Genomic DNA, 12266 nt, shown 5'->3' with positions numbered 1-12266 from the left:
TCGCCTTTTCACCAAAAAATCGCCTGTTAAGCGTCAGATAGTTTAAAATGAGTTAACCCTTTTGGCTATGAGTTTCGAGAAAAAATATGAAATCGATTATTTTGGCATCAACCTCTCCCTATCGGCAGCAATTGTTAAAAAAGCTGGGATTACCCTTTTTAGCCGTAGCGCCGAATGTAGACGAAACCCCAGTGTTAAATGAATCCGCTGAGGCATTGGTCACTCGCTTAGCGCATGCTAAAGCACATGCCATCAGTGAACAGCATAAACAACATCTCATCATCGGCTCAGACCAAGTCTGTGTGATTGATGGTGAAATTGCAGGCAAACCATACAATTATGACAATGCCTTTAAACAACTGAAAAGAGCCTCAGGAAAACAAGTCACATTTTATACCGGTCTATGTTTATTAGATTCAACGACGGGAAACTACCATGTGCAGTGTGAACCCTTTAATGTCTATTTTCGTTCTTTAAGTGATAAAGAAATCGAGACTTACTTGCGCAAAGAAGAACCTTACCAATGCGCCGGAAGTTTTAAGTCGGAAGGGTTAGGGATTGCCTTATTTGATAGGCTTGAAGGGCGTGATCCTAATACATTGATTGGGTTGCCTCTGATCCTGCTATTAGAGATGCTACGCCATCATGGCTACAATCCATTAGATAATTAACAACGCAATAAGTTACCGGCAAATTTGTCTGCCGGTAACTTAATATGCTTAGTTTTTACGTGAACGTAAAACCTTTAAGCATTGATTAAGCTCTTTATCAAGCGGCGCTTGTAACCGCATTTCCTCACCCGTTTTAGGGTGAGTAAACTTTAATGCACTGGCATGCAAGAACAATCTTTTTAGGCCTGTATCCGCTAATTGGCTATCAAATTGTTTATCGCCATAGCGGTTATCAAACGCAATCGGATGCCCTGCATGTAATGTATGTACACGAATTTGGTGAGTACGCCCCGTTACTGGGCTTGCTTTAACCAAAGTGGCATTATCAAAACGTTCCTCAACCTTAAAGCGCGTCTCTGACGGTTTACCTTCAGGGCTAACACGAACAACACGTTCACCACTTTGTAAGATATTTTTTAATAACGGGGCTTGGATCACTTTGGTATGTGATTGCCAATGCCCGCGCACTAATGCGAGGTAATCTTTTTGCATCTGTTTAAGGCGCAACTGTTCGTGTAACGCTCTTAATGCTGAACGTTTTTTAGCCACCAGCAAAATCCCAGATGTGTCGCGATCCAAACGGTGCACCAACTCTAAAAAGCGTGCTTCTGGGCGAAGCGCTCTTAACCCTTCAATCACCCCAAAACTTAAGCCACTGCCGCCATGAACTGCGGTGCCTGATGGTTTATTAATGACCAGTATTGCGTCGTCTTCATAGAGAATGCAATCAGCTAACGCAGAAACTTTATCCAGTTTTGCCGAAACAGGGGCTTCTTCACGCTCAGCGACTCTTACCGGTGGTACACGGACTTGATCACCTGCAATAAGTTTATACTCAGGTTTAATACGCCCCTTATTAACCCTCACCTCACCCTTGCGAATGATGCGATAGATCATACTCTTAGGAACACCTTTTAATTTTGCGAGCAGGAAATTATCAATACGTTGTCCGGCTTCGTCATCGCTAATATCGATAAACTGAACTTGATTTTGTGTTTTCATTCAAAAATGTGTTAACTCTGATTGATTAAATTACGACCTTATATGCGGGATATATCATACCGACTCCACAAATTTTTTTATCATTTTTTTTTATTTGGTCAAAGAATAGCTCGTTAGTCATATTTCTAAATAAAATTTTCATATAACGCATGTATCGACTTGCTATAATGTCATTGGCAGTGGGATAATATGTAACTGCCATAATGTTTGATAAAACGATAATTGGCATGAAATACAGATTTGCTATTTGATTGAGTAAAAGCGCGGCAATGGCGTAAGACGCTTCGCAAAATCAAATAATTAGCGAGCAACGAATATTAGCTTTTTGGGTTAGGAACTTCCGTTAACAAAATTATGACGGCTTCCTGATTAAGAACGCTGAATTTTTAATCTAAAAATCAGGTTCACCGAATACTGCGCGTCTCTATACGGACGACTGCCGGGAGGCAGGCGGCTTTGTAAAAATCACGAGGCCATCGGTTTACAATAGCTCCCTTTTTCGCTGCTCTTTATTGAAAGTAAAAAATAATGAGTAAGTAACAATATGAAAAGAATGCTAATAAACGCGACTCAACAGGAAGAGTTGCGTGTTGCCCTTGTTGACGGGCAACGACTCTATGATCTGGATATCGAAAGTCCAGGTCATGAACAAAAAAAAGCGAATATTTACAAAGGAAAAATAACTCGCATCGAACCAAGTCTTGAAGCTGCTTTTGTTGATTACGGTGCTGAAAGACACGGTTTCCTCCCTATCAAAGAGATCGCTCGCGAATACTTCCCAAGCAATTACCACTCTCAAGGCCGCCCCAATATCAAAGATGTCCTTAAGGAAGGCCAAGAAGTTATCGTTCAGGTTGATAAAGAAGAGCGTGGCAATAAAGGTGCTGCACTCACCACGTTTATCAGCTTAGCGGGAAGTTATTTAGTACTGATGCCAAATAACCCGCGTGCGGGTGGTATTTCTCGCCGTATTGAAGGTGAAGATCGTACAGAATTAAAAGAAGCGCTCTCCTCCCTTGAGATCCCGGATGGGATGGGGTTGATTGTTCGCACCGCGGGCGTGGGTAAATCCGCAGAATCTTTACAACAAGATTTGCTCTACCGCTTACGCCACTGGGAAGCTATCAAAAAAGCGGCTGAAAACCGCCCTGCTCCGTTCTTAATACACCAAGAAAGTAACGTCATTGTTCGTGCGTTCCGTGACTATTTACGCCCAGATATCGGCGAAATCCTTATCGATAACCCGAAAGTGGTCGAAATGGCACGTAACCATATTGAAGCGATTGGCCGTGGTGATTTTGCCAGCAAAATCAAATATTATAGCGGCGATGTTCCGCTATTTAGCCATTATCAAATCGAATCACAAATTGAATCTGCCTTCCAACGTGAAGTACGCCTTCCATCTGGTGGTGCATTAGTGATTGATACCACCGAGGCGTTAACGGCTATCGATATCAACTCTTCACGCTCAACACGCGGCGGAGACATTGAAGAGACCGCATTTAATACAAACCTTGAAGCGGCCGATGAGATCGCACGTCAATTACGTCTGCGTGACCTTGGCGGCTTAATTGTTATCGACTTTATCGATATGACGCCAGTCAGGCATCAACGTGAAGTTGAAAACCGCCTACGTGAGGCCGTGCGTCAAGACCGTGCACGTATTCAAATCGCCCGTATCTCGCGTTTCGGTTTATTAGAGATGTCGCGCCAGCGTTTAAGCCCATCATTAGGTGAATCTAGCCACCATGTGTGCCCTCGTTGTTCGGGTACAGGAACCATCCGTGATAATGAATCATTGTCTCTTTCTGTTTTGCGTCTTATTGAAGAAGAAGCATTAAAAGAGAATACACATGAAGTTCATGCTATCGTTCCGGTACAAATTGCTTCCTATCTACTTAACGAAAAGCGTAAAGCAGTCAGCGAAATCGAAACGCGTCAACGCAATGTTCGCGTGGTCATTGTGCCAAACGACCAAATGCAAACGCCTCATTTTCACGTGATCCGTATTCGTAAAGGTGAAGAAGTAAATACGCTGAGCTATAACTTAGCTCACTACCATGAAACGGAAACCTTAAACAGTACGGAAGATCCAGCGGCTGAACGTAAAGCCCCTGAGCAACCAGCTATCTCTGCTTTCGCGTTACAAGAGCCTGTAGAACAGCCTGTTACTGTTAAGTCTAAAGAGAACAAAGCACGCACTGAAACACCAAAACAAGGGGTTAAAGTGGATGCCCAGCCGAGCTTTTTTAGCAAGGTAGCTGAATTCTTCAAAAAACTCTTCGCTGGTGAAGAAGAGAAAGTTGCTGAAAAACCTGCTGAGAAAAGTCGCCAAAATAGCGGTAACGACAAGCGCCGTAACAATGAACGCCGCAATAATCGTCGTAATAATCGCCGTGATCGTGATGAAAACAGTGACAACCGCGAAAATCGCGATAATCGTTCTAACCGTAATGCGCAATCTGACGAAGCTAACAATCGTAAAGGCCGCAATAATAAGAACGCTAATCAGCAAGATGAGCAAAACGTTGATAGCAATAGCCGTGAAGCGCAGCAACAGCAGCGCCGCGAACAACGTGCTGAACGCCGTCGCCGTCAAGATGAAAAACGTCAACAACAAGCAGCTAAGGCACAACAAGAGGCAGTTCAAGGTGCTGATAATACACCTGTAGAGAAAGAAGAGCCTCAAGCGCGCCCTGTTACGCCTCGTCGTCAACGTCGTCAATTGACACAAAAAATTCGTATCACTGATAACGTTGAAGCCGTAGCGCAAGAAGATGAAGTGGTTAAAGTTGCAACTGCCGTTGAAAATGATGCTATGCCTATCGCAGCACTCCCTGCTCCGACTCATGTTGATGAGCAAGTGGCTGAGGTAAATAGCTCAGAACAACAAGATGTTCAAGTTGCTAACCAAGAAGATAAGCAAGATACCATCATTCCACGTCGCTCACGTCGTTCACCACGTCACCTACGTGTCAGTGGTCAGCGTCGTCGTCGTTACCGTGATGAGCGTCATCTGACAAAATCACCAATGCCTCTGTTCGCTGCCGTAGCCTCACCTGAGTTAGCGTCAGGTAAGGTGTTTATCAGCTATCCTGTTGTTCAACCACAACAAGAAACCATCGCTATCATGACCAATGAAGAGATGCTTGAGCAACAAGGTATTGTTAGTGTAGAGGCCGTTGAAACCGCCGATATCACACCTTCTCAGGTCATCGAGCAGGCTAATGAAACGGTTGAAACTGTCGCTATCGAACCAGTAGAAACCGTCACTGAAACCAACGTTAATCTTGTGGCTGAATCCGCAGATGAGCATGCAGTTTCTCTTGAACCTGCCATTGCCCCACAAGCTGAACCGGCTGTCGTTCATACAGAGCAAGCTCTAGAAGACACTCAACCAGAGCCTGTTGTTGAAACGGCACCAACCGTTGAACCTAAAGCACCGGTCGCGATCATTGAAGACGTTGTGATTGAGCAACCTAAAGTGGAGCCTACAGCAGAGACAGCCGAACAAGATGATCAGCCGCAAACCAGCACAGATGCAGTTGAAGAGCCTAAGGCTGAAGCTGTTGAAGTGCCTTATGTAGCGAAATCAACGGTTATTGTTGCAAGTAAGGCAGCACGTCATGCTTACTCACCAATGACCAAAGCACCAGCGCCTGAAGTGGTCGAATCAACATTCGAAATCAAGGTTTACCAGCGTGAAGCCTCAACCTTTGTCAGTAAAGGTGCCGGTGGGCATGTAGCAACCAATTATGCGACATCACAAATGGCAAAACCGGCTCATTTTGAATAGTATTCTTTAAATACGTCAAACAGCCCTGCAACTCGCAGGGCTTTTTTATATCTATCTCTCTGCACTGAATAGCTCTCCCACTTATTTGACAGAGCAATAAATCAAAACCTATTATTGATAATAAAAATTAAAACCATCATTATTTCTATTTACTGATTGTTAATTGAAAGGAAAATATGATGGCTCATTGGGTAATTTTTGGTGCAACAAAAGGAATAGGCCTCGCATTAGCCAACATTGGCATTCAACAAGGCCACCAAGTCACAGCCTTAGTGCGTCAACAAACGGATGCTGAGCGGCTAACGGCTGAAGGCATACAAACCTTTATTGGCGATGCCACCGACCCGTCTTCTTTAGAGGCAATTTTTGCATACATGACACCTGATACCGTCATATTCACCACTATTGGCGGCGGGCAAGCCGATTTTGTTGGTAATTACCATATTATCCGCCAAGCAGAGCAGCATCAGATACATCGTTTATTATTTGTCACTTCAATTGGTTGTGGCGACAGTTGGTCAACCTTATCACCAAGAGCAAAAGCCCTTTTTGGGCAATCTGTACGCCAAAAATCAATGGCAGAGTCCTATTTACAGACTAGCGAAATAAATTACACCATTTTAAGACCTGGGGGCTTAATGAATAGCGCGGCAACGGGTAACGCAACTTTATTAACAGGGGAAGCCCATGGTGTCGTTAGCCGAGAGGATGTCGCGAGAATATTAGCGAAGCTCGCTGAAGATAAAAGTAGCTATAGGCAGGTTTACGCTGTTATTGACCCAGATTTAAAACCACACTGGGGTTGATGCGATGACATTGAGCCGAGCTAACCTCGGCTCTAGTCTTCAATTATTTCACGTCTTTTTTATTGAGTTCGCCCATCTCTTTTAATTTATTCGAGATCTCACGACGCTCTTTGGACAGTTCCGCATTTTTAATGATGTAATCATCAACACGGTCGTCATAATCGCTACGCATATTCGCGATAATTGCTTGAATTTCCTCGATGGTCATACCCGGTTTAATATAGTCGCTTAAGTTATCAAGCAATAAAACACGTTTTTGGTTATCACGAATTTTCTTTTCATTGTCGGTAATTTCACGACGAATTTTATTTTTACGACGATACATACGCACAAATTCCAAAACATTATGGAAAGATTGTTTGTTAGCGTTGTCCATGTTTAAAAACCCTCTGTTAGAAAAACAAAACGCATTCACTCGTTACACAATACCTTCTAACAGCACCGTGTTACAACCCTATTTCATCTATTCATTGATATAAAAACAAATAAAAAGGCATTTTTGCTCAATCGACTTCACTCACGAGCTGAATTGTTTCAGTTACACCTTTTGTACCTCGTCCTTAACGCCTATTTCCTGAGCAACTCTGGAGGTTTGTTTGGCAAGCGCTATTTTATCGCTGCGTAAACAGAAAGCAGATAAAATTGTGGTGATCACGACAAAGCCCCCCATTACCAGATAGGTATCAGCAAAACCGATTTTATCGTAACCCCAACCCGCCAACGGCGATAAAATACTCCCCACAATCGAGGTAATACAGCTAAAACCCACTAAGTACAGTGTCGATGATAAACGCTTATCAAAATGGCGACTGTTATATTTAAAAATTGCAATCAGCAATATTGGCAGCTCTACAGCATGAAGTAATTTCATAATAGAGATCATGACAGGTCCTTCGACTAAACCTGAGCCAATAATCCGCAATGCCATCACACTACTCGCAAACAATAACCCTTTTTTGGCTCCTATGCGGTTAACAATATATGGAGCTAAAAACATACCTCCTGCTTCTAAGAAAACCTGCAATGAATTCAGATAACCATACATTTCATTACCTGTTTTCTCATCTTGGAATTGGTGTGCGAAATAGACCATAAATTGCTGATCATAAACACTGTATATGCATGTGCCCAACACGAATAAAATCAGCGCCCAAAAACGAGGAAGTGTGAACAATTGCAAGGCGTCATCAAGGGTTATGCCAGAAGGTTTTCCATGCTCTAGGCTATTAAATGCGTTTGGTTTTGCCGTTTTTAGTTTTAATAAAATAACGAGAAAAATCGCACCGGAGAGGGTCGCCATGATAAAATTGTAATTAGGGTCAACGTTAATATTGCGACCAGCAAAAAATGTCGCAATCGCCCAACCTAATGAGCCCCACATCCTTGCTTTGCCATATTCGAAATCACGCAAGCGACTGACACGTTCCGTATACGACTCAAGTACCCCAATTCCGGCATGGAAAGTCATACCGATAAAAAGACCACCGATTAAGCTTCCTACCACCACATTCCATTGCAATAAATAGCCAAACACCATAAAAAATGGGCCAGATGATATCAAAAGTATCGCAATAAACAGTAATAAGTTCTTTCGTAGACCTAGCTTATCTTGTAAAAAGCCATAAAGAGGTTGCGCGCAAAGCGCCACTATGGAAATACATGAAAAAATGATCCCCGTTTCAGTGCCTTCTAAACCAACATATTTTCTAAGCCAAATAGCAACAATTGAAAATGTTGACGACCAAGTAAAAAAGAAAAAAAACAGCAACGCACTCAATGACACGTAGTACTTTCTCGATTCATTATTCATTGTTATTCGCCTGCAAATTCCCCTAAATGCCAAAAATGTTAAGGTTAACATTTTTTCTAAACCAGTAAATCGCACTCAAATTGTGATGTTAAGCACATTTGTTAACGTTAACATCACTGATTTATGAAGCAAATCACTCTTCAGTGTCGGTATGGAGCCGTTGTTTTAGCAATATCAACTTGCGGGTTGATCTTCTGATCAACGAAAGAAAGGTCACGTAATGAAATGATAAATGTTGCTGTCACTAGCCCTCAAACGAGGGCTCGTATTATCTAAACTTGGCTATTTAGAAAGGTCACTGCATCATCAAGAATGCTTTTTCGCGCTGGGTTGTTTTCTTCTTTTGCATCCTTTTTCAACTTATCAATAATACTTTGTTTAGTCACGTCTCTATTACCCAATAGCTCTAGTGTCACATGACCTATTTCAGATAAAATTAAACGTGTTCTTTCATCATATGTATTCATATTCACATCCTCTTTTTTGTTAGTCGCATTTAAAAGAGTAGATCAAAATATCCTTTATCAGGCAAATTTTTACGCTGATTTACCTGTTTTTTCAAGAAAAAAGGGCATCTTATATCAAATGATTGATATAAATATCAATTAGATAGCAGTTTGTGCCTATTACATATTTAAATTGCAACACCAACCATTTAAGGGCCTCTGTTCAGGTTTTCACATCTATCAGGTATGATAGTCGCTACTATTTGTGAGAAGTTACCGCCTATTCTCTGGAGCAATTTTTGTGTTTATTAGCCTAGATTATTTGCCCCTTATCAGTAACCATCACAAAACCTCATCATCACAAAAATAGCAGCAAAGGCTTACGGAGAATAACGTTGCAAGAGACTAAAAAGCAGCCTACCTTTTTTGTTCATGACTATGAAACTTTTGGTAAACACCCCGCACTTGATCGCCCCGCACAATTTGCAGGTGTTAGAACCGATCTCGATTTTAATATTATTGATGAGCCAGAAGTCTTTTATTGCGCACCAACAGACGACTATTTGCCCCAACCAGAAGCGGTGATGATCACCGGTATTACACCACAGCTCGCCTTAGCCCAAGGCGTCAATGAGGCTGAATTCGCTAAACGGATCCACCAGCAATTTAGCCAACCGAATACCTGTATTATGGGTTACAACAATATTCGTTTTGATGATGAAGTGACTCGAAATATTTTTTATCGTAATTTTTATGACCCCTACGCTTATAGCTGGCAGCAAGGTAATTCGCGTTGGGATTTATTAGATACTGTGAGAGCGTGTTTTGCGCTACGCCCTGAAGGGATTATTTGGCCTGAAAATGATGAAGGCTTACCTAGTATGCGCCTTGAACATCTAACAAAAGCGAATGGTATCGCCCATGAAAATGCTCATGATGCGATGTCCGATGTACTCGCCACCATAAATATGGCGAAGCTGCTCAAAGCCGCTCAACCTAGAATGTTCAACTACTTCTACCAGCTAAGAAATAAAAATAAAGTTAGCCAATTAATCGACATTGTCGATATGACACCGTTGGTGCATGTTTCTGGCATGTTTGGCGCTCTACGCTCCTATATTAGCCTTGTTGCACCATTAGCATGGCACCCAGACAACCGTAATGCGGTTATTATGTGTGATTTAGCGGCGGATATTTCACCCCTGGTTGATTTGCCCGTTGAGACTTTGCGTGAGCGCTTATATACCCCTAAAACGGAATTAGATGGCGAATTACCGGTTCCGATTAAATTAGTACACATTAATAAATGCCCTATTCTTGCGCCTGAGAAAACATTGCGTACAGAAGATGCTGAACGCACGGGGGTTGACCGCGATCTCTGCCTACGCAATTTGGAAATCTTACGTAAGCACCCCGATATTCGTCATAAAGTGATTGAAATTTTTGCCCAAGCGCAACCATTTGAAGAGCCGGATGATGTTGATGCTCAAATTTACAGTGGCTTTTTCAGTAGCTCTGACCGCTCGACGATGGATATTATTAGAGAAACACCGGAAAAAAACCTGCCTGCGTTAGACCTCACTTTTGAAGACCCACGTATGAAAGAGCTATTTTTCCGTTATAAAGCACGTAATTACCCCTCAACCTTATCCTATGATGAGCAGCAACGCTGGTTGCAGCACCGCCGTGACTACTTTACTGAAAGCCGTTTAATGGAATATATGCAATCTATTGAGTCGTTAATGATTGAACATCAAAACGATGTTGAACGCTGTAAGCAGCTCAAAGCACTGGTCAATTACGCGGCTGAATTAGCCAGCTAATATGGGTTGGGCAGGGTTTCCTGCCCAAAAACAACGCTTGCACTGATTAGTGATCGTGGTGGCAACCACAATCCCCCTCCCAATTTTTACGTTTCGTTGTTTTGCCTAAACCGGGGTTCATGGTGTTAGTCGGATCGGCTTTTTTATAGAAAGATTTTAGCTGTGGCTGAGCTTTATATAAGTGGCCTACGTTATGCTCTGCGGGGTATTGTGCACCTCGTTCATCTAACAGCGCTAACATTTTCTCTTTCAATTCTTTTGGATCGACGCCTTTTTTCAATACATAATCTTGGTGCATCACATGACACATAAAATGCCCACAATACAGTTTATGAACTAACAATTTTTCAATTTCTGGCGGCAATTTTTCAAACCAATCACGATCATTTCGACGCAAAGCGATATCCAGCGGCAATACATCCTCAACATCTTTATTGTGTACCGCATGGTAACGAACCGCCGATCCCGCTGCGGCAAAGCGGTGTAAAAATGCTTTTGCCCCTTCCTCTGGTGTACACTCAAAATACCCCCCATCCGCCGTTGCAAAGAAGGATTTCAGCCAAACTTTCGCCTCATCAATACCTTCACCCGCCATTTTTAACATCAGATGATGCTCATACTTATCACGAAATTGCTTCATGCGTGGAGGTAAATGTGCAGGCCATAATTTACTGAGTAGCTGCATAGTGCGGTCAACAAGGTTTGACGGTAACAACGGTACTTTATTTAATACGGCATCAATACGGCCTTTGATAGTAAAAAATAGTGGCATTTTGTCAGTGCCAAATTTATCTATCATTAAAAAGGTATCTTTTCCGTATACTTCAGCGATATCAAAACAACCGCGGTGCATATACTCACCTGCTACTGGTAAGTTTTTAAATTCACTAAGAATATGACGGCGAATGTCTTCCAGAACATCCGGATTGTTTGTGCCAATATAAAACACTTGTGTTGAGGTATCGGCAGGGAAAGTATCAAGGCGGACAGCAAATACGGCTAATTTACCCGCACAACCAGATGCTTCAAACAAGCGGCGCTCATCTGCGTTAAAGCGTGATGGTGTATCCGCATTCACATCACGAACTCGCTGAGCATATTCATGGTCTGACGCCAGCTTTTCACTGTGTTCAACATCTTCTGTTCGATAACGTCGATTTTGCAAGTTCGTTAAAATTTCTTCAGGTGTATCCCCTAAGTTAATCCCTAGGTGGTTTACTAACTCCACTTTTCCATCTTCATTTACTCGCCCATATAAGGCTAGCTCCGTATAAGCCGGGCCTCGGCGCACTAGGGAGCCACCTGAACTATTACAGATCCCGCCAACCACTGACGCCCCGATGCAAGAGGAGCCAATGAGGGAATGCGGTTCACGACCTAATGGTTTTAGTAATTTCTCGAGGTCATACAGCGTACTGCCTGGCATAGCAACAACTTGATTAAATTCAGGTAATACTTGAATTTGATTTAATTTTAATGTGCTAATAATAACGATATCACGATCATAATCATAACCGCTTGGCGTCGAACCTTCTGTCAGCCCTGTGTTCGCGGCTTGCATAATCACTATTTTATCCGCCTCGACACAGGCTTTAAAAACATACCATTGTTCTAATAACGTGGTGGGGAAGACGACCGCAATAGCATTACCGATACCTGAGCGAAACCCTTTGCGGTAACGTTCTGTTTTATGGGGTTTAGTCAGGATATTTTTTTTACCAACAATATTGGTGAGTGTCAGTAATAATCGTTGATTTTCAGGGCTGTTTACTGCATTCATTTCTGCGCCTTCCTGTCAGGGTAATTATCAATAAACTGTTCAATTAATTGTAATGTCATAATCATTTAACAACCATATCACATTATAAAGCGTTTTAGATTGAGATATCGGTGCAGTGTCACAATTAGCTGA

The 12266-nt window shown here is 42.4% G+C and carries 9 protein-coding genes; 4 read left to right on the top strand and 5 right to left on the bottom strand.

Translation table 11 applies throughout. The annotated features are described in order from the left end of the window. Positions 1 to 86 precede the first annotated feature (86 nt). Positions 87 to 671, top strand: coding sequence for a nucleoside triphosphate pyrophosphatase (locus PR699_RS03980; RefSeq protein ID WP_004920837.1), 585 nt, complete (start codon positions 87 to 89; stop codon positions 669 to 671). Positions 672 to 719: 48 nt separating this feature from the next. On the opposite strand, the gene rluC is transcribed toward PR699_RS03980, so the two are convergent. Next, positions 720 to 1673 (bottom strand): 23S rRNA pseudouridine(955/2504/2580) synthase RluC, encoded by a 954-nt coding sequence (gene rluC / locus PR699_RS03975; protein ID WP_004920838.1) that lies wholly within the window; start codon positions 1671 to 1673, stop codon positions 720 to 722. 544 nt (positions 1674 to 2217) lie between these two features. Here rluC and rne point away from each other — a divergent pair. Together rne and PR699_RS03965 are read left to right on the top strand one after the other, a co-directional pair. Further along, entirely contained in the window at positions 2218 to 5469 is a 3252-nt protein-coding gene (gene rne / locus PR699_RS03970; RefSeq protein ID WP_272572839.1) for a ribonuclease E, read from the top strand. 179 nt (positions 5470 to 5648) lie between these two features. Beyond that, positions 5649 to 6275, top strand: coding sequence for an SDR family oxidoreductase (locus PR699_RS03965; protein WP_014656183.1), 627 nt, complete (start codon positions 5649 to 5651; stop codon positions 6273 to 6275). Positions 6276 to 6318: 43 nt separating this feature from the next. Here the strand turns inward: PR699_RS03965 and tmaR are convergent, their stop codons facing one another. From tmaR to PR699_RS03950, 3 genes are all read right to left on the bottom strand, one after another. Beyond that, positions 6319 to 6651, bottom strand: coding sequence for a PTS system regulator TmaR (gene tmaR, locus PR699_RS03960; RefSeq protein ID WP_004920843.1), 333 nt, complete (start codon positions 6649 to 6651; stop codon positions 6319 to 6321). 162 nt (positions 6652 to 6813) lie between these two features. After that, entirely contained in the window at positions 6814 to 8085 is a 1272-nt protein-coding gene (locus PR699_RS03955; RefSeq protein WP_004920844.1) for an MFS transporter, read from the bottom strand. A 272-nt stretch (positions 8086 to 8357) separates the two neighbouring features. Continuing rightward, positions 8358 to 8552, bottom strand: coding sequence for a hypothetical protein (locus PR699_RS03950; RefSeq protein ID WP_014656185.1), 195 nt, complete (start codon positions 8550 to 8552; stop codon positions 8358 to 8360). Between the two features lie 374 nt (positions 8553 to 8926). Here PR699_RS03950 and sbcB point away from each other — a divergent pair, with 374 nt between their 5' ends. Continuing rightward, the gene (gene sbcB / locus PR699_RS03945; RefSeq protein WP_014656186.1) at positions 8927 to 10354 is read left to right on the top strand and encodes an exodeoxyribonuclease I; all 1428 of its coding nucleotides are present in this window, start codon (positions 8927 to 8929) and stop codon (positions 10352 to 10354) included. Positions 10355 to 10400: 46 nt separating this feature from the next. Here sbcB and dld read toward each other — a convergent pair whose 3' ends face one another. Continuing rightward, positions 10401 to 12134 carry a D-lactate dehydrogenase gene (gene dld / locus PR699_RS03940; RefSeq protein ID WP_004920852.1) on the bottom strand — a complete coding sequence of 578 codons (1734 nt, stop codon included), beginning with the start codon at positions 12132 to 12134 and terminating at the stop codon, positions 10401 to 10403. Positions 12135 to 12266 lie beyond the last annotated feature (132 nt).

Source organism: Providencia sp. PROV268 (assembly GCF_028477805.1).
Taxonomy (GTDB): Bacteria; Pseudomonadota; Gammaproteobacteria; order Enterobacterales; family Enterobacteriaceae; genus Providencia; species Providencia stuartii.
Note: the sequence above shows the minus strand (reverse complement) of the source record. Positions and strands in the feature narration are given on the sequence as shown.

Bases quoted from the DNA above. Each gene is read 5' to 3' on its own strand.
- PR699_RS03980 (WP_004920837.1), top strand. From the start codon at position 87: ATGAAATCGATTATTTTGGCATCAACCTCTCCCTATCGGCAGCAATTG.
- rluC (WP_004920838.1), bottom strand. From the start codon at position 1,673: ATGAAAACACAAAATCAAGTTCAGTTTATCGATATTAGCGATGACGAA.
- rne (WP_272572839.1), top strand. From the start codon at position 2,218: ATGAAAAGAATGCTAATAAACGCGACTCAACAGGAAGAGTTGCGTGTT.
- PR699_RS03965 (WP_014656183.1), top strand. From the start codon at position 5,649: ATGGCTCATTGGGTAATTTTTGGTGCAACAAAAGGAATAGGCCTCGCA.
- tmaR (WP_004920843.1), bottom strand. From the start codon at position 6,651: ATGGACAACGCTAACAAACAATCTTTCCATAATGTTTTGGAATTTGTG.
- PR699_RS03955 (WP_004920844.1), bottom strand. From the start codon at position 8,085: ATGAATAATGAATCGAGAAAGTACTACGTGTCATTGAGTGCGTTGCTG.
- PR699_RS03950 (WP_014656185.1), bottom strand. From the start codon at position 8,552: ATGAATACATATGATGAAAGAACACGTTTAATTTTATCTGAAATAGGT.
- dld (WP_004920852.1), bottom strand. From the start codon at position 12,134: ATGAATGCAGTAAACAGCCCTGAAAATCAACGATTATTACTGACACTC.